At 55.0% G+C, this 17,970-nt stretch carries 14 protein-coding genes; 3 read left to right on the top strand and 11 right to left on the bottom strand.

What is annotated here, in order from left to right; translation table 11 throughout:
• Positions 1-13: 13 nt before the first annotated feature.
• The 5 genes from kdsA to NPS56_RS31450 form a co-directional block, all read right to left on the bottom strand.
• A complete protein-coding gene (gene kdsA / locus NPS56_RS28250) occupies positions 14-856 on the bottom strand; it encodes a 3-deoxy-8-phosphooctulonate synthase (RefSeq protein WP_274077695.1) in 843 nt (280 codons plus the stop codon).
• A gap of 112 nt (positions 857-968) precedes the next feature.
• Entirely contained in the window at positions 969-3,221 is a 2,253-nt protein-coding gene (locus NPS56_RS28245) for a capsule biosynthesis protein (RefSeq protein ID WP_274077694.1), read from the bottom strand.
• Complete coding sequence (locus tag NPS56_RS28240; RefSeq protein ID WP_274077693.1) at positions 3,221-4,258, bottom strand: CDP-glycerol glycerophosphotransferase family protein; 1,038 nt, start codon at positions 4,256-4,258, stop codon at positions 3,221-3,223. Before NPS56_RS28240 ends, NPS56_RS28245 begins: the two co-directional genes overlap by 1 nt.
• A gap of 88 nt (positions 4,259-4,346) precedes the next feature.
• Positions 4,347-4,742 carry a pantoate--beta-alanine ligase gene (locus NPS56_RS28235; protein ID WP_274077692.1) on the bottom strand — a complete coding sequence of 132 codons (396 nt, stop codon included), beginning with the start codon at positions 4,740-4,742 and terminating at the stop codon, positions 4,347-4,349.
• A 191-nt stretch (positions 4,743-4,933) separates the two neighbouring features.
• The gene (locus NPS56_RS31450; RefSeq protein WP_274077691.1) at positions 4,934-5,887 is read right to left on the bottom strand and encodes a CatB-related O-acetyltransferase; all 954 of its coding nucleotides are present in this window, start codon (positions 5,885-5,887) and stop codon (positions 4,934-4,936) included.
• A 582-nt stretch (positions 5,888-6,469) separates the two neighbouring features.
• Here NPS56_RS31450 and NPS56_RS28225 point away from each other — a divergent pair.
• The gene (locus tag NPS56_RS28225) at positions 6,470-7,576 is read left to right on the top strand and encodes a right-handed parallel beta-helix repeat-containing protein (protein WP_274077690.1); all 1,107 of its coding nucleotides are present in this window, start codon (positions 6,470-6,472) and stop codon (positions 7,574-7,576) included.
• 218 nt (positions 7,577-7,794) lie between these two features.
• Here the strand turns inward: NPS56_RS28225 and NPS56_RS28220 are convergent, their stop codons facing one another.
• The 6 genes from NPS56_RS28220 to acnA form a co-directional block, all read right to left on the bottom strand.
• Positions 7,795-8,856 (bottom strand): polysaccharide biosynthesis/export family protein, encoded by a 1,062-nt coding sequence (locus NPS56_RS28220; RefSeq protein ID WP_274077713.1) that lies wholly within the window; start codon positions 8,854-8,856, stop codon positions 7,795-7,797.
• 40 nt (positions 8,857-8,896) lie between these two features.
• Positions 8,897-10,003, bottom strand: a complete 1,107-nt coding sequence (locus tag NPS56_RS28215; protein ID WP_274077689.1) for an ABC transporter permease — start codon at positions 10,001-10,003, stop codon at positions 8,897-8,899.
• 48 nt (positions 10,004-10,051) lie between these two features.
• A complete protein-coding gene (locus NPS56_RS28210; protein ID WP_274077688.1) occupies positions 10,052-10,705 on the bottom strand; it encodes an ABC transporter ATP-binding protein in 654 nt (217 codons plus the stop codon).
• Between the two features lie 13 nt (positions 10,706-10,718).
• On the bottom strand, positions 10,719-11,411 hold the full coding sequence (locus tag NPS56_RS28205; RefSeq protein WP_274077712.1) for an ABC transporter permease: 693 nt from the start codon (positions 11,409-11,411) through the stop codon (positions 10,719-10,721).
• 341 nt (positions 11,412-11,752) lie between these two features.
• Positions 11,753-12,544 carry a CPBP family intramembrane glutamic endopeptidase gene (locus NPS56_RS28200; protein ID WP_274077687.1) on the bottom strand — a complete coding sequence of 264 codons (792 nt, stop codon included), beginning with the start codon at positions 12,542-12,544 and terminating at the stop codon, positions 11,753-11,755.
• 888 nt (positions 12,545-13,432) lie between these two features.
• Positions 13,433-16,174: an aconitate hydratase AcnA gene (gene acnA, locus NPS56_RS28195; protein ID WP_274077686.1), complete on the bottom strand. Its 2,742-nt coding sequence runs from the start codon at positions 16,172-16,174 to the stop codon at positions 13,433-13,435.
• A 222-nt stretch (positions 16,175-16,396) separates the two neighbouring features.
• On the opposite strand from acnA, the gene rlmM reads away from it, so the two are divergent.
• Together rlmM and tusA are read left to right on the top strand one after the other, a co-directional pair.
• Complete coding sequence (rlmM, locus tag NPS56_RS28190) at positions 16,397-17,470, top strand: 23S rRNA (cytidine(2498)-2'-O)-methyltransferase RlmM (protein ID WP_274077685.1); 1,074 nt, start codon at positions 16,397-16,399, stop codon at positions 17,468-17,470.
• A 196-nt stretch (positions 17,471-17,666) separates the two neighbouring features.
• A complete protein-coding gene (tusA, locus tag NPS56_RS28185; protein ID WP_274077684.1) occupies positions 17,667-17,918 on the top strand; it encodes a sulfurtransferase TusA in 252 nt (83 codons plus the stop codon).
• Positions 17,919-17,970 lie beyond the last annotated feature (52 nt).

Raw genomic sequence — 17,970 nt, 5'->3', positions numbered from 1 at the left:
AACAGACTTGGCTTCACGCAATGTTCAATGGCGGGAACGATTTGACCAAGTCATCCAGTGCCTTGATCTGCGCCAGGAACGGCTCCAGTTGATCCAGCGGCAGGGCGCTTGGGCCATCGCACTTGGCTTGATCCGGGTTCGGGTGAGCTTCCAGGAACAGGCCAGCCAGGCCAACGCCCATACCGGCGCGTGCCAGTTCAACGACCTGCTCACGGCGACCGCCCGATGCAGCGCCCGACGGATCACGCTGTTGCAGGGCGTGGGTTACGTCGAAAATGATCGGCAGATTCGCGCAGGTACGCTTCATCACGCCGAAGCCCAGCATGTCTACTACCAGGTTGTCGTAACCCAGGCATGTGCCGCGATCGCACAGGATCAACTGGTCGTTACCGGCTTCCTTGAACTTGTGCACGATGTTCTGCACTTGAGATGGGCTCAGAAACTGGGGTTTCTTGATGTTCACTGGCTTGCCGGTTTTGGCGAGAGCCATCACTAGGTCAGTCTGGCGAGCCAGGAACGCAGGCAGCTGCAGGACATCGACCACTTCGGCGACAGGCGCGCACTGATAAATCTCGTGGACATCGGTAATCACCGGCACGCCGAATTCAGCTTTTACTTTTTCGAAGATCCGCAGACCTTCTTCCATGCCTGGGCCACGATAGGAGTGGATGGACGAACGGTTGGCTTTGTCGAAGCTGGCCTTGAAGACGTAAGGAATGCCCAGCTTGTCGGTCACGCGCACGTATTCGGCGCAGGCAGTCAGGGCCAGGTCCAAGGATTCGAGGACATTGACGCCGCCAAAGAGGACGAAAGGTTTGGTGTTAGAGCATTCAATGTTGGGAGTGATTTTAATCATGTCTACAAGTCCTCTTTGTAAATAATGAAAAGCGCGTTTTGTCGATGCCGCATCGCGATAGGTGCGTAGTGGCATCATCCGCTTTTCTTATCCAGTTACGTGTTGAGTGTCGTTATTCATTAAGCCATGTCGCAAGTCTTTTTTGAATTGCGACATCGTCATTTGCTGCCATCGAATACGAATTTACGTAGTAATGCAGAAGTTTCTGTGTGCGTTGTTGATCAAAAACAAATTCTTCATCGAGGCGGGTTTGAAGTTCGCTAACAGTGCGCGGATAGGCGTGAACTGCATACGAATAGTCGCACTCGCCCGTCACAATCACAGGTCGACCATGTAGTAATGCTTCCAGACCCACACCGGAGTTCACAGTAAAAACTGCTTTTGCACCGGCAATCAGGTCATGTACCGAGGCATCGGACATCTCGATAGCGCCGGAGGCGGTAAGCGAATTTAGTGTTTTTTGCACGGACATGCTGTTGCAGTAGGGGTGACGCTTGACGCGGACTTTAGTCGAGCTGCCGAAGTAGTGCTCTGCAACAGTGCGGACCAGTTCGATGCCGGTAATTTCTGCCAGGGCAGCTACAGTGTCAGTTGGTATTTGCAGTGCGACGAAGACGTAGTCATCCTGGAATGTAATACGTTCTGCTTTTTGCGAATACTTGGAGATATTGTTATGAATGTAAGTATCACGCAGTTCGCGTTCATTCTCTGCTAATGCTTCGCAGGAGAAATTTTCGCTAGAGCGTTCAATCGGCTCATGAATGGTAGCAAGCGAGGAATACCCTGCAAAACCTTGGTGATCCATGCTGCAGCGGCCAGCCAAGGGGACTTCCTGGATGTGCAGGTGGTTACTGTTCAGTGGGGCATTGGTGTGGTAACTGACGACGCGTGCACCTGGAATTCGTGGATCGCAGTTCCTCCAGTTCCATTGATGTCTAGGCACCAGTATCAGATCGCTACGATCAATCAAATAGCTGTACACGTTCGAAAGAAACTCGCGAACGGTGGCATAGCTGGGTTTTTCTTCATTGGGGGCTGCAAAAAATACCGTAGGGATGAAAACCTCCACGGTTTTAGACAGATCGACATGATTGAGGTCAATGTCTACGATCGCTCCATTACGCAATCCGCAAAGGTGAGATGAAATCTCATTGGCGCTGGCGACTTCTACTAACGCGCGGGCTTTACCAAGATTGCGAATGACGGTTTCCAGCCAGCGCTGGTTATCTTCCGATACAGGCTGAGTACCGGTTCTGTTCCGGTTGATGATTTGCTGCGCTTCGTGAAGCCAGCGACACTTCACGGCGACTTTGACTTGATCGTCCGGATTGATGCCTTTTTTACCCTTTTCGGATGCGATAAGTTCACGTGCCTGATTGCGTGCGGTTTGAGTCTTTTCATGCAAGTCCGGGAAGAACGGCGTTGCGCGATTGATCATTGGCATGAACTTCATCAGCGTCTCGCGCGGAAAGTTCAAGATATGCAATAAGGTGTTGCGCGCGTCATTGTACAGCGCATTATCAATCTCAAAGGACAGGCGCTTTACGGAGCCAAATACAGGGTAGCAAGCCTGAGCCGCACAGAGGTAAGAGTAGGCTCTGGCAACCTGAGCATCATCGCGCAACATATCACTGATCCGCATGAGCAGTTTGCGTTCGGATGGAAAATCAACTTGTGCGGCCAGCAGAACCTCGAGCGCAGCCTCCTGGTTGCGAGTCGTCTGATAGGCTTTTGATAGCATCAGGCGGTAGTTCAGTAGTGATGAGATTTCTACCGGAAACGAATTAATAGTTTCGATGACCTTATGGTGTTGATCCAGCTGACTGTAAACGCGTGCCAGGATGTTGAAGTTTGTCAGATTGCTCGGGTCGGTCTTGATCGCCTGGTGTGCCTGGTCAACGATAATGTTAAGCCAGGAAGAGTCGTTGCCCGCCATCAGGAAAGCCTGCTCAAGCTCGCTGCTTGATACCAGTGGTTTGGCCTTTGGCTTGGAGAGTGTCGGTTTTTGTTGTGGTGATTTGGCCGGACGAAAAAGAGCCAGGACTTCCGACACTTGACTGCAGGATGGGGCCCGTAGCAGCGTCTCAACGGCTTCTTCCTTGGCGCCTCGCGCAGCAAGGATCTTGGCCGCCTCAATGTAGCCGAAAGAATTTGATGGGTATTTTTCAATTGCGTAATTTGAGTAGCGTAGTGCTGACTCATGGTTATTATGGGCATTGGCGGCACTAACGGCCTGGCGCAGCTGACCTAGTGATACATTCAGCCGCAGCAGTCTATCTGTACAAGCCAGGCTTGCGCGATGTGCACCAAATTTAGAAAGCAGAAAAATCGCTTTTACAATGATGTGTCGCTGGATGGATAGCATTATTTTTTTACGCTCTGCTTTTTCTTGGCAATTGCCAGCTGACGCTTCGTCTTGTAATACTCTTTCAATTCTTTGCGTACGTAAGACTGAGGCTGGTTCGGCACAAACTCCCCTTTCCACAGCTTTACCAGCGCTTCATGGGCCAGGCTTAACGAGTCTTTGGTGTCGGTAAACAGAGAGCTTCGCAGAGGCTCATACAAGTCGACATATTTTTGCGAATTGTCAGCCAGTTCGGCGATTCCATCAGCCAGGGCTACCGGAGTTTTAATCGACAGGCCCAGTTCGCTGCGTCGAGAATATTCCAGGCTGTACTCGTCGATTTTCTTGCCACCCATCTGCTCAGCCAGGTCTGTGTCGAGCAGTGCGATGGGCTTTCTGCAGTACATGGCATCAAAGATGGCGCCGCTGTAATCCGAGATGACCACGTCGCTTATGGACAGTAGCTCCAGCAGGTCATCATTCGCACCGAAGTGACAAATTGCGCCCATGTCCATTTTATCTTTGCGAGCACTTTCAAGAAGCTCTGTGTTGTGGTGCATTTTCATCAGAACGTTGAAGTTTTCCGCCAGATCGTAAATCGCGTTCACATACTGATCGACGCTGGATAGATCGCCCCAGGTCGGCAGATACAGTACCGTTTTGCGATTCGGATTCAATTTGGCGGCATGCTTGCTTTTGGCTGCCTCGTGAAAAGCGTCGGAGTGCCAGTCATCGTAACGCGGATTTCCAACGGAAGCGGTCGGGCTGAAGTAGTCGATCCTTTCCGAAGCATAAGGGCCATAAGTCAGGCACAGGTCTGCAAAAGCACGCCACGGGCCATAATTATGGGGTTCCTTGGCATAACCATATTGGATCATGGCTATTTTCGACTTTTCGAAAGCTTCAATGCGAGAGAAGGGTGTCTGGCACACGATGATGTCGAAGACGCCATCAAGATTGGCCATTTGCGCGCGGTCCCACACCATGATCGGGGTGCCGGGATTCTTCAGGATGTCATCGCTGAACTCGGAAATGAAGTCCTGGCGCTTTTCAATCACGAAGCAGGCACCAGGAAAAGTGCTGGCTAACTTTTGTATATGGAGGAACTGAAAAGGGTTCCATCCAACAAAACCTATCCTGGGTGTATTACCCATACTTTTTGATCTCTGCAATCAGTTGGGTAGTGGAAATGCCTTCGGTGCGAGGAAGATAAATGACTTCGCACAACGACTTGAACTCATCAAAACGGCCTTCCCAGTCGTTACCCATGACCAGTGCGTCGGCGCCGAATTCCTGGATGTATTGACCTTTGAGTTCAAGCGATTCCTCAATGAATACTTCGTCAACGCAGGCAAGTGACGCGATGATGTCGCGACGCTCGGTTTCCGGATAAACCGGGTTACGTTGCTTCTTCGAGAAGTTCAGCGCGTCGGACGAGACACCTACCACCAGTCTGTCACCCTGTGCGCGGGCACGTTGCAGGATTTTGACGTGGCCAATGTGAAGGACGTCGAAAGTGCCGAAGGTGATGATGGTTCTCATGAAATATCCCTATTTTTGAATGCTTGCGCTGTATGAAAGTCGAGCTTGGGGTTCAGCTCAGACCCGATAGCGGGTGGCTGGTGTACGCTGCGTTAGATCTGATTGGACGTCGATTTTCCGGCTTGTCGCTTGTGCAAACCGTAAAGCCCATCTAGTGCGAGAGGGCTTCACAGTTGTCTATGAGCGCGTTGTCAGGCATTTGCCCGAGGTTGAGCTGTACCGAGCTTGAAGCTGAATTTTTTCTTGAAAAGCTTACCTTTGTAAGGTGCGCCATCTACCGTGAATACCAGTCGATACCAGCCGCGCTTGGCGTCGAACGAGGAACTTAGAATTGGATAAATCCCTGGTGCCACGAGTGGAGAGTTGTCGTGTGGGCCTGTCTCATGAGCGACTACTTCAATGGATGTGAAGCGATCCAAGGCATTCATGTCAGCATGGGCGGTAGGCGTGGTAAACCATACGATGCCAGAGTTGGTGCCGCTTGCTGCGTTGGTAACTGTGCCGGACAAGGCCGTACGATTTTTCAGTCCCATATGCAGTTTGATGGCATTGATCTTGTCAAGCGCTTCAGATACGTCTGCGAAGTCAACGCCTGTCATGTCCTGCGGTTCGAGTTCCCACCATTGGCTGGCCAGGAGTCTTTCAATGGTTTCGTCGTCAAATCTGTGGCGAATGATTTGAGCGGGAATGCCGCCAACGATAGCGTAAGGGGGAACATCCTTTGTAACCACGGCACCGCCAGCGATCACTGCTCCGGTACCTACTGTAACTCCTTGACAAATCATCGCGCCTGCGCCAATCCAGACATCGTGACCAATCACCGCTGGATTGGAAGTAGGACCGTTAACTCGTTGATGTGTCTGATATCCTTCAACATCAGTAAAATGATTTGTATTGTATTGGAAGGGATGGCAACTCAGATAATCTGTCGGATGATTAATAGGGCTGATATCCACGTTGCGTGCAATGGAGCAATAGTTTCCAATAATGGCGCCCTTTCCGACATAACCATCGCGACCAAGATATGTATATTTGCCGATTTGCGCTTTGGCGTTGACTGTAACCGCGCCATACAACTTTACAGGGCTCATCAAGACAGCGTCTTTAGAAACGCTCGCGAGTTTCGATACTAATGTGTCGTCCAAGATTACAACGCTCCATGATGTCATTATGCAATCACTAAATTTGTAGCAGCACAAGTCGTCAGATTTATGCTGGTCACGCGTTTTTCAGTGCAGTGTCAATCAAACCAGCGATTTTAGCTATATGTCAAAATTGTGTCAAGCGGCTAGATAGGTGACTTCGCTGAAAATAAGTTGTGCTTCTTACATTGCGCGTTGGTTTGAGTAGGGATAGTTGGCGTCAATTTTTGATTTAATGTTCGATGTTAGGTGCTTTTTTTACGATTTTTACGGCTTTTAGGATTGTGAGGTGAGGTAAATGCGAGTAATGGATTATTGACGTCAAAATTCAGATGATGGGAGGCGTCCACCTCTAATCATTGTGTAAGGGGGGAGCTCCGCGCATTGGCAAAATAGAGATTCGAATTTATGAGGCGCACTATCGCTATTGTTCGTTGCAGGGAGTTAGGCTGCTCAGGTTTTCTTTGGCGATAATCGCACCGCTGGCGAGTGCAAGTCTAAACGCTCACTCTTTTTATGAATGCTTGAACCTTGGTGTGGTCTAGTGGTCGATGAGATATTGGAAGCATTTAAAAGAGATTAGAAATGTTGAAAGTTAAAAATAATGAACGGTTGTCTTCGCGTGTTCCTAGCTTATTTTTTTTGTTGACTATTTTCCCTTTGGTTGCATCGGCCGTTGATGATGGTGTGTGTGTGTTGCCGCATCAGGGTGTGCTTCGTGGTAACGTAAAGTTGAACTCTGCGTGTACCTATTTTCAAAGTGTACGGATCGTTGAGAGTAATACGCATCTCGATTGTAATGGTGCGACGCTGGAGGGCGAAGGTAAGCGGGCGGTTGGAATTCAGATTGATGGTAAAAAAAAGCTTATTGAGAATGTGACGGTAGAAAACTGCCGAATCCAGAATTTTAAAAATCGCGGCATCAATATAACGTCAGGGTTTCGATTACACGATTTTTCCGCGGATAAAGATGCGAACTACGTATTGGCGCCGAAAAAAATTCTTATTGATGGTGTTACGGTATCGGGGAGCGGGCGCGGCGGTGTTTATTTTGACAGTTACGTAACGGACTCGTCTCTTAGTAATTCGATAATTGAGAGTTCTGGCAAGGTGGGGGTCTACTTGGAGCAAGGATCACAGCGTATTAAGGTTATTAATAATACAATTCGCACTAGTGGTATGGATAGGCGCCGTGAAGGATTGGCCATCGATTCGTCTGCGTATAATACAATCAAGGGCAATCATTTTATCAATAATGCTGCGGGTGGAATTTTTATTTATAAGAACTGTGGAGAGAATTTTTTGTCAGGGAAGTCGGCGCTTCGTTGGCAGTCAAGTGACTTTAATATTATAGAGGAAAATATCTTTATGGGTGAGTCCGTGGGTGTCTGGATCGCGTCGCGACAAAGCAGGGATTTGAGTAAGTGGGGGTGTGGTGATCCCTCTGTAGATGAGAGTGGTCGGTTCTACGCGGACCATGCCAATAACAATGTTGTTCAGAGGAATGATTTTTGTGGTACAAACACTGCGATACGTGTTGAAGGGGATAATAATACAATTATGAAAAATCGTATTGATAGCGCCAGTCGTAGACGTGTATTTGAGCCATACCAAAATCTAAATAAACCCGATGGGCAAAAAACTCAAGGTAACATTGTTAAGGGCAATACTCTATATAAGTGCGCTCCTTAAGTCGTACTTGTGAATTTCCTTCGATATCTCTCTTGAATGTATCTTTCATTGGAGCTGAATTTGTCGAGAGTTGAGATCCTATTTGGTATTTGCTCCTCGGTAAATTATGCAGGAGGATGGTCCTGCACGTACGGGCGTGCAGGACGGTCCTGGTAGCGGTGTTGCGTTCAGCTTCTCAGACTGCATTTTGATTGGTTCGCAAGTCTGGTTTCGTTACATTACTGAATGCCAGTGGCGCGCCCTAGCAACATTGTTTGAACAATTGGACTAATGACTTTTTGCCATTCGTATACTGCGGCATTGGTTACATAAATCGTATCGTCCGGCTTGATCATTATCTGACGGGCATAAAAAATGGCCGCCGGATCACGCATATCCAGTCGCATGACTGTCGGCTTTGGATTGCCATCAGTTCCCATGCGGAATACAAAGACGCCTTCCGGATTCGCGCTACCTTCTTTAAGTCCTCCTACGCTGCTCAGGGCGTCCAGTAGACTTGTATATTGCGCTGGCATGTCTTTTAAGCCAGGTTCGGCAACAGCACCCATTGCCACGAAGCGCTGGCGTGCCCGGTCCAGTACTACTTCCGAGTTCGGACGCAGAACCATATTGTTGCCGGCCAGTATGTCTTCATAGTTGAACTGCTGAACCTGACTACCAGTACGTACTGTGACGTTGACCAAGTGTGGTTCCAGCACAGGTCCACCGGCCTGGTTAATGGCATCAAGCAGCGTCAATGGTCCTTGCAAGGTGCTAAAACGGCCAGGGGCTTTAACTGCGCCTGCTACCAGTACCGAGCCCGAAAGATCACCGACCAGTTCAACGTGAGTCTGCACGTCAGTGGTCACGCCTTTGAGCTGTTTGCGGATCATGTTCTCAACTTCGTTGAGCGTCATGCCGGCGACGAACTGACGGCCGACGTAGGGCAGGGATATCATGCCCTGATCGTCGATGCGGGTCTTGAGTTGGGTGCCACCAGCGGACAGCGGGGCGAACAGCGCCGAGCCTTCTGGTGCGTTGTCGGTGATCAGCACGTTGAGGATGTCACCGGCCATCAGTCGCGCCGAAGGGGCGACCGGCTTGGCGATGCTGGCCTGTACCGGACGCACCGCGCCGCGCATGTACGGGGCGATGGTGTTGGCGTTGATCTCGACCAGGTTGTATGGCTGGTTTTTGCTTTCGATATCGCCTTTGTAAGGACCGGCGCCGGACAGGGTGCCGCCGCAACCTGCCAGGGTCAGGGCCGCGAGGATCAAACCCGCTACAGCGCTGTTTCGCATGCTCACGTTCAGGGGGCGAAGGGGCAGGCCAGTAATGGATTTAATCACGATGATCCTCGATCGATGCAATTAGGAAGCGGGTGATGCCGTAGAGCAGCAGCAGTGCCAGGAAGATGGTTGCCAGGTTGTAGAGACGTTCCGGGTAGATGGCCAGCTGTGGAGTGTTCGGGCTGACCACGGTGACCAGGGTGCGAATCTTCTTGCTGGCTTCGATACGGGCATTGTCGAGTGCGGCGACGGCAGTCTTGTAGGTTTCTTCAGCGATGCCGGCGTCCAGGGTCAATTGCTGGAAGCTCGAGGCAACAACGTTGAGTTGGTCGCCATCGGGTGCGGATACCAGCAGGCGTTTTTCGGCATTCAGCTGTTCGCGAATGGCGCTCACGCGTTGTTGCTGCTGCTTGACCTGCGGTGAGTCCGCACGAAGCTTGTAGAGCATCTGGGTGAGCACGGCGCGCTCTTTGGAGTGCTCGCCTTCGAGGGTGTCGATGATGCTAGCGCGGCCTTGGGCCGAGCTTTTGCCATCCAGTACCTTGTTGCGGTTCTGGAAGCTCAGCAGCTCTTCCTTGCGCAGGGTGTAGTTGGCTTTCGCGCCTTCCAGTTCGCCTTGGGAGAAGCGCATCTGCTCGCGGGCGATGCTGTGGGAGACTTCGTTCACGAAGTGCTCGCTGGCTTCGAGAATGACCTGGACCATTTGCTCGGCAAGTTCCGGGCTGAAGGCTTGTACTTCAACTTTTAGCAGGCCGGTGGTTTCGTCATAGTGCGCGGTGACCATGCGCTGGTAGTACTTGAGCAAGTCTTCGCGCTCGGTGTCGGTGCTCAGCCAGAAGAACGGGTCGTTGCGTTGCTTGCTGTATTGCTCGACCCAGTGCAGGCGGTCTTCCAGCAGCTGCATCATGTCCATCGACACGATGTATTCGCGCAGGTACAGGGTTTCTTCGCGGGAGGCCGGGTTGGCGCCGCTGAGCAGCATGCCCAGGCCCGGCATTTGGGCGGCTGGATTGTTGCCATCCTGGCGCACCACCACTTGCGCGGAGCTGACATAGCGGTCCACGGCAAAGAAGCTGTAGTAGACGATGGCCAGTACCATTGGAAGCACGATCAGCCCCAGTGTCAGGCGCCAGCCCTTGAATTTACCCGTACTGCTCATATGCACACGCATCCTTGAAATAAAACAATCACGCCACGGTCAGGGCGATCAGGTGTTGTAGGCCTTGATGCCTTCGGCGACATCGTCATAGATCTGCACTCCGCCATTACGCACCAGCAGTACGACGTCGCAGAGCTTCTGAATTTCATTCATGTTGTGGGAAACCAGCACGACCTTGGATTTCTGCAGGCGCTCTTCGAAGACGTTGGCGCACTTGCGTTTGAAGTGCGCGTCACCTACCGACATCACTTCGTCGATCAGGTAGTAGTCGAAGTCAAAGGCCATGCTCAGGCCGAACGCCAGGCGCGAACGCATGCCTGAGGAGTAGGTCTTTACGGGTTCGTCGATCCAGCTGCCGATCTCGGCAAAGTCTTCGACGTAGGCGACCTTTGCACGCATGGCGTCGCCGACCGCGCCGTAGACGCGGCTGACGAACTTGATGTTTTCGCGGCCGGTCATGCTGCCCTGGAAACCACCGGACAAACCGACGGGCCAGGAGATGCTCTTGTTGGTGGCAATGGTGCCGGAGTCCGGCACGTCGGCACCGCCCAACAGACGAACCAGGGTCGATTTGCCCGCGCCATTACGGCCGATCAGGCCGATGTTTTTATCGGCGGGGATCTTCAGTGACAGGTCACGAAACACGTGGCGACGCCCTTTGGGGGTCAGGTACGACTTGGTGATATTTCTGAGCTCGAACACGGTAAGCCTGCGGTTAGCCGTTCTTGGTGGAGATCAAATGCAGTCGACGAACCCGGTATGTGCCGAGCGATACGAACAACAAAACCAGGGTGACAGCGATTACGTACTCAAGAGAGACGCCATCGACGGGCACGTAGTAGGGGAAGATCTCGGCGCGGATCAGTTCCAGCAAGTGCAGGAACGGATTGAGCAATAGCAGTGGCAGCATGGCGTGAGGCAGATAGGCCGCGGGTAACAGAACGCCGGAAATGAAATACAGCGGGAAGAACATCATGCGGATGAATATCTTGCTGCCTGGGATCGCATGGGCAATCAGCGCCAGCAGCATGCCCAGGCCGAAGGCAAACAGCAGGCCGAGCAGGATAGTCAGTACCCATTGGATAGGTGACTTTATCGACATGTCGAAGCCATACCAGGCAAAGCCGAATACCAGGATGGCGTAGACCAGGGCGGAGATGCTGAATTCCACCAGGACCCGGGCGATGAAGGTGTCGAGGGGTTTGATTTGCTTGTAGGCAAACAGCGAGCGGTTTTCCTTGGGGCTGTCCATCAAGCGCAACGCTGTGTTGCGAAACAGCAGGAAGGGTGCGAGTCCAACCAGGACGAAGACAGGAAATTCGAGGCCGGCTACCGATCTACCGCGAACCAGTGCAAACAGAACACTCAAGACTAAAAGGTGAGCGATCGGTTCCAGCAGCGTCCACACTGCGCCCAAACGGCTCGCGCCTATACGCGCGCGCGCTTCGCGCAACACCAGGGCAAAGATGACCGATTTTTTGATTTGCAGAGAGGAACGAGGCTTCAAGATGGTTTACCGCACAGCACAACGACGCGGTAAACGCGTTGCTTGAATTCATTTTCAGAGGACTAACTGTCGATGTAGGACAGATCGCTTCCATTCGTGGGGCGGGAGGGTAAACGCTGGGCCCGACAGGAGTCAAGCTGTGTAGTTCCCTACCGATAGTCGGTTGTTCTTGCCAACGTTCAGGGTGTTTTGTCGGAGTTCAACCATTCGGTGGCGGCTCGGTTTGTTCGACGAATGATGGTTCAGCTGGCCAGCATCGGGTAACTGAACAGTCCGAAATGCAGCAGATTCAACCCGAAGTGGGTAGCAATGGCGGTTGCCAATCCACCGAATCGATAGGCTACGCCATAGCCAGCGCCTGCCAGGGTCGCCAGTAATACCCATTCCCAACCCGCGCTCCAATGTGCCAACCCAAATAATATAGAAGCGATCAGCAGTGCAAGGTGTTCGCCGTAGGGGAGATGCTGGAAGCGTCGGCTCAGGCCGCCTTGCAGGTAGCCGCGAAACAGCGCTTCTTCTACCAGCGTCACTAGCAGCAGATTGTTGTTTATCCACAGCCAGGCCTGCGGCGGCCATTTCGGTGACCACTCGACAATCCCTAGCAGCCATGCGCTTCCAAGCGTGACGAGTACCGTCAGGCTAAGTGTCAAAGCTCCAACATTTAATGCTTGCAACAACGAGTGGCGGCCGATGATCCATGGGCATACGAGCAACAGCCAGAAGCCTATCAGCGGCTTATCCAGATTGAGGTTCATCGAGAAGGGTATGGCGTTCTCGGTGAAGCGTTGCTGGTCGATCATCCGGGCGTTATGAAATCCCGGCCACCAATGGAGGGCCAAGGCGAGTGCCACGAGGATGAACAGGGCGTGGCCGAGGTAGGGGCCATAACGAAAGCGGTGTTGCCGAACGGCGTATCCGGCGAGTCCCAACAGAATAATTGCAATGATCGCCTGAGCTGTCAGGTAACCGTAGGTGAGCGCGAGAACATAACCGGCAGAGAGTAATGTCAGGTACGGCCAGGGCAGTACGAGCATGGGGTCATCCTGTTGACTGGCGAAACTACCTTTAGTGGTGCATTTAGGCAGATTTACCCGAGGAGCAGCAAGAAACCACCAGACTTTTTTCCTTAACATGGGCTGTGTAGAACTGTGGCTGTGACTATGTTTATAGGTGCCTGACATTCACTTGGAAGGCGAGCTGGCGGATTATCCTGAATCAGGGAACGCACATGACTACTTGGCCCATGATTACCGTGACATTGTTGATGCTGGTACCGTTGATGGTTCTTGCTACATCGATACAAGGTTGGGTTCAACATTTCAAAATCGAAGGCGATACCGAGTACTAGTCGCGGTTTGACGAAGCTCCGGTCCTTTCATTAGCGCGAACACTGAGCACAGGGATGTGGTCCCCCCGCAAATACGGTCTTTCAGAATATGGCTTGGCCATTGTTGTTGGCTTTCAGGCGGCTATCGCCAGCAGGCTGGCTCCCACAGTGGATCGGGTGCATCCGGGGGCGAATGGTTGGCTGTGAGGGCGCCATCGCTGGCAAGCCAGCTCCTACAGTGGTTTTGGGTACAGTCGCGAGGGAATGGTTGGCTGTGAGGGCGCCTTCGCTGGCAAGCCAGCTCCTACAGGGGGTTGGGTGCAGTCGTGAGGGAATGGTCGGCTTTGAGGGTGCCATCGCTGGCAAGCCGGCTCCTGCAGGGGATTTGGTGCAGTCGCGAGTGAATGGTGGGCTGTTAGGGCGCTATCGCCAGCAGGCTGGCTCCCACAGTGGATTGAGTGCATTCGCAAGTAATTAGTTGGTTGTAAGGATGCCTTCGCCGGCAAGGTGCTTGGATGGCAGGTTGTAAGGGAGGGCTTCAGGCGCCGTTACCGATGCAACAGCGCCTGAAGCCTCAACACTGATTGTCCCGCGCTTACGACGCAATCAACTGCCGCAACACGTAGTGCAAGATTCCTCCCGACTTGAAGTACTCCACCTCATTGAGCGTATCAATCCTGCACAACACTTCGATTTTTTCCCGGCTGCCATTCTCCCGGGTGATGACCAGTGTCAGGTTCATCCGAGGGGTCAGTTCGACGCCGGTCAGGCCGAGGATGTCCAGGGTTTCGCGGCCGGTCAGGTTCAGGCTCTTGCGGTTCTGGTCGAGTTTGAACTGCAGCGGCAGCACGCCCATGCCCACCAGGTTGGAGCGGTGGATGCGCTCGAAGCTTTCGGCGATGACGGCCTTGATGCCCAGCAGGTTGGTGCCCTTGGCGGCCCAGTCGCGGCTGGAACCGGTGCCGTATTCCTGGCCGGCGATGACCACCAGTGGGGTGGCGGAGGCTTGGTAGCGCATGGCGGCGTCGTAGATCGGCAGTTTTTCGCCGGTGGGGATGTAGTAGGTGTTGCCGCCTTCTTCGCCGTGCAGCATTTCGTTGCGAATGCGGATGTTGGCGAAGGTGCCGCGCATCATCACCTGGTGGTTGCCGCGGCGTGAGCCGTAGGAGTTGAAGTCGCGCGGTTCCACGCCTTTTTCCCGCAGGTACTGGCCTGCGGGGCTGTCGGCCTTGATGTTGCCGGCGGGGGAGATGTGGTCGGTGGTCACCGAGTCGCCGAGCAGGGCGAGGATGCGTGCGCTGCTGACGTCCTTGACCACCGGTGGCGGGCCGCCGATGTCGTCGAAGAACGGTGGATGCTGGATGTAGGTCGAGTCGTCCTGCCAGACGTAGGTGGCCGCTTGCGGCACTTCGATGGCTTGCCATTGTTCGTCGCCGGCGAACACTTCGGCATATTCCTTGTGGAACATGGCGGTGTTGACCCGTTCGACCGCTTCGGCGATTTCCTGGCTGCTGGGCCAGACGTCGCGCAGGTACACCGGGTTGCCGTTCTGGTCTACGCCCAGGGGCTCGCGGCTGAGGTCGATGCGTACGGTGCCGGCCAGGGCATAGGCGACCACCAGCGGCGGCGAGGCCAGCCAGTTGGTTTTCACCAGGGGATGGACCCGGCCCTCGAAGTTGCGGTTGCCCGACAGCACCGAGGCCACGGTCAGGTCGGCTTTCTGGATGGCTTTTTCGATGGGCTCCGGCAGTGGCCCGGAATTGCCGATGCAGGTGGTGCAGCCATAACCGACCAGGGCAAAACCCAGGGTATCGAGGTACTGCGTCAGGTCGGCGGCCTTGTAGTAGTCGGTAACCACTTTCGAGCCTGGGGCCAGCGAGCTTTTCACCCAGGGTTTGCGCCGCAGGCCTTTTTCCACGGCTTTTTTCGCCAGCAGCCCGGCCGCCATCATCACGCTCGGGTTGGAGGTGTTGGTGCAGGAGGTGATGGCGGCGATCACCACCGCGCCGTTTTTCAGGCGAATGGTCTGGCCTTCGAATTCGTAGTCCACTTCGCCGGCCATGTCCGCATTGCCCACCGCCACACCGCCGCCGCCTTCGCTTTCCAGGCGGCCTTCTTCCTTGCTGGTGGGTTTGAGTTGCAGGCCGATGAAGTCGCTGAAGGCTTGCGCGACGTTCGGCAGCGAGACGCGGTCTTGCGGGCGCTTGGGCCCGGCGAGGCTGGCTTCGACGCTGGCCAGGTCCAGGGCCAGGCTGTCGGTGAATTGCGGTTCCTTGCCCGGCAGGCGCCACAGGCCCTGGGCCTTGCTGTAGGCCTCGACCAGTTTGACCGTGGCGTCGGGGCGGCCGGACAGGCGCAGGTAGCTCAAGGTCACGTCGTCCACCGGGAAGAAGCCGCAGGTGGCGCCGTATTCCGGCGCCATGTTGGCGATGGTCGCGCGGTCGGCCAGGGGCAGGTCGGCCAGGCCGTCGCCGTAGAACTCGACGAATTTGCCGACCACACCTTTCTTGCGCAGCATCTGGGTGACGGTCAGCACCAGGTCGGTGGCGGTGATGCCTTCCTTGAGTTTGCCGGTGAGCTTGAAACCGATCACTTCGGGAATCAGCATCGACACCGGTTGGCCGAGCATCGCCGCTTCGGCTTCGATGCCGCCGACGCCCCAGCCGAGTACGCCAAGGCCGTTGATCATGGTGGTGTGGGAGTCGGTGCCGACCAGGGTGTCGGGGAAGGCGTAGGTGCGGCCGTCTTCGTCCTTGGTCCAGACGGTGCGGCCCAGGTATTCCAGGTTGACCTGGTGACAGATGCCGGTGCCGGGCGGCACCACGCTGAAGTTGTCGAAGGCGCTCTGGCCCCAGCGCAGGAAGGCGTATCGCTCGCCGTTGCGCTGCATTTCGATGTCGACGTTCTGTTCGAAGGCGCTGCTGGTGGCGAATTTGTCGACCATCACCGAGTGGTCGATCACCAGGTCCACCGGCGACAGCGGGTTGATGCGCTGCGGGTCGCCGCCGGCCTTGGCCATGGCCGCGCGCATGGCGGCCAGGTCGACCACGGCGGGCACGCCGGTGAAGTCCTGCATCAGCACCCGCGCCGGGCGGTATTGGATCTCGCGGTCGGAGCGGCGCTCCTTGAGCCACGCGGCAATGGCCTTGAGGTCGGCGCCGGTGACGGTCTTGGCGTCTTCCCAGCGCAGCAGGTTTTCCAGCAGCACCTTGAGCGACATGGGCAGCGCGTCGAGGTCGCCGAGGCTCCTGGCGGCCTCAGGCAGGCTGTAATAGTGGTAGGTCTTGTCGTCGATTTGCAGTGTTTTAAGGGTCTTCAGGCTATCGAGGGACGGCATTACGGTCACTCCTTGGAGTCCGCACGGGTACGGACTGAGGGAACGGGCAGAGCACTAAACCTAGCCCTGTTTTAAGTAGCTGGCTAATAACTGGACTCTATGGGCAAGTCCGAGGTTCCGAAGTCGGCTATCATGCGCCGGTTTTCGTGACAGGCTTTGCGTTAGCGCAAGTCTGGGCATCGCGCAGTGGTTGAATGTCTCGCCATCTGCCCAGGAGTAAGAATGAACACCCTTTTCATGCATTGCCGGCCGGGCTTCGAAGGTGAAGTCTGTTCCGAGATTTCCGACCTCGCCGCACAACTGAACGTGGCCGGTTATGCCAAGGCCAAGGCGGCCAGCGCCTGCGCCGAGTTTGTCTGCACCGAGGAAGACGGCGCCGAGCGCCTGATGCGCGGGCAGCGTTTTACCAACCTGATCTTCCCGCGCCAGTGGGCCCGGGGGATCTTCATCGACCTGCCGGAGAGCGATCGCATCAGCGTGATCCTCGCGCACCTGGCGGATTTCCCGACCTGCGGCAGCCTGTGGCTGGAAGTGGTCGACACCAATGATGGCAAGGAGCTGTCGAATTTCTGCAAGAAGTTCGAAGGCCCGCTGCGTAAGGCGCTGACCGGCGCCGGCAAGCTGGTGGACGATGCGACCAAGCCGCGCTTGTTGCTGACGTTCAAGAGCGGCCGTGAAGTGTTCGTTGGCCTGGCGGAGTCGAACAACTCGGCGATGTGGCCGATGGGCATTCCGCGCCTGAAATTCCCCCGTGAGGCGCCGAGCCGTTCGACCTTGAAGCTCGAAGAGGCCTGGCACCATTTCATCCCGCGGGACCAGTGGGGCGAGCGCCTGCACAGCGACATGACCGGTGTCGACCTGGGCGCGGCGCCCGGCGGCTGGACCTGGCAGCTGGTCAACCGTGGCATGCTGGTGACCGCCATCGATAATGGCCCGATGGCTGAAAGCCTGATGGACACCGGCCTGGTGCAGCACCTTATGGCCGACGGTTTCACCTTCAAGCCCAAGCAGCCGGTGGATTGGATGGTCTGCGACATTGTCGAAAAACCGGCTCGTAACGCGGCGATGCTGGAGGAGTGGATCGGTGAGGGGCATTGCCGCGAGGCGGTAGTCAACCTCAAGTTGCCGATGAAGCAGCGGTATGCCGAGGTGAAGCGTTTGCTGGAGCGTATTGCCGATGGTTTCAAGGCGCGGGGGATCAAGGTCGAGATCGGCTGCAAACAGCTGTACCACGACCGTGAGGAAGTGACCTGCCACCTGCGCCGCCTGGACGTGAAAAAAGCGAAATCCCGCTGATACACGCGGCCCCATGTGGGAGCGGGCTTGCTCGCGAAGGCGTCGTGTCAGTCGACATCAACGCTGGTGACACACCGCTTTCGCGAGCAAGCCCGCTCCCACAGGACCGTGGTAATTCCACAAGGGCGGCGTAATGCCACAGATGACCGAACACCCGGCAATGGGCGACAATGCCGGTAAGTTTCAGGAGTGAATCATGAGTGAATTGCTTGATACGCCGGTAGACGGCACCCTCGACGCCACCGGCCTCAACTGCCCGGAGCCGGTGATGATGCTGCACCAGCACATCCGTGACCTGGTGCCCGGCGGCCTGCTCAAGGTGATCGCCACCGATCCGTCGACCCGCCGCGATATCCCCAAGTTCTGCGTGTTTCTCGACCATGAGCTGGTGGGGCAGCATGAAGACGCCGGCACCTACCTCTACTGGATCCGCAAAAAATCCGATTGAGCCACAAAACCTTGTAGAAGCTGGCTTGCCAGCGAAGACGGCCTATCAGCCA

Source organism: Pseudomonas putida, from assembly GCF_028682635.1.
Classification (GTDB): Bacteria; Pseudomonadota; Gammaproteobacteria; order Pseudomonadales; family Pseudomonadaceae; genus Aquipseudomonas; species Aquipseudomonas putida_AE.
Note: the sequence above shows the minus strand (reverse complement) of the source record. Positions and strands in the feature narration are given on the sequence as shown.

What these genes read in the sequence shown, in the direction of transcription:
- kdsA (WP_274077695.1), bottom strand. Translation starts at nt 856, where the DNA reads ATGATTAAAATCACTCCCAACATTGAATGCTCTAACACCAAACCTTTC.
- NPS56_RS28245 (WP_274077694.1), bottom strand. Translation starts at nt 3,221, where the DNA reads ATGCTATCCATCCAGCGACACATCATTGTAAAAGCGATTTTTCTGCTT.
- NPS56_RS28235 (WP_274077692.1), bottom strand. Translation starts at nt 4,742, where the DNA reads ATGAGAACCATCATCACCTTCGGCACTTTCGACGTCCTTCACATTGGC.
- NPS56_RS28225 (WP_274077690.1), top strand. Translation starts at nt 6,470, where the DNA reads ATGTTGAAAGTTAAAAATAATGAACGGTTGTCTTCGCGTGTTCCTAGC.
- NPS56_RS28220 (WP_274077713.1), bottom strand. Translation starts at nt 8,856, where the DNA reads ATGCGAAACAGCGCTGTAGCGGGTTTGATCCTCGCGGCCCTGACCCTG.
- NPS56_RS28215 (WP_274077689.1), bottom strand. Translation starts at nt 10,003, where the DNA reads ATGAGCAGTACGGGTAAATTCAAGGGCTGGCGCCTGACACTGGGGCTG.
- NPS56_RS28200 (WP_274077687.1), bottom strand. Translation starts at nt 12,544, where the DNA reads ATGCTCGTACTGCCCTGGCCGTACCTGACATTACTCTCTGCCGGTTAT.
- acnA (WP_274077686.1), bottom strand. Translation starts at nt 16,174, where the DNA reads ATGCCGTCCCTCGATAGCCTGAAGACCCTTAAAACACTGCAAATCGAC.
- rlmM (WP_274077685.1), top strand. Translation starts at nt 16,397, where the DNA reads ATGAACACCCTTTTCATGCATTGCCGGCCGGGCTTCGAAGGTGAAGTC.
- tusA (WP_274077684.1), top strand. Translation starts at nt 17,667, where the DNA reads ATGAGTGAATTGCTTGATACGCCGGTAGACGGCACCCTCGACGCCACC.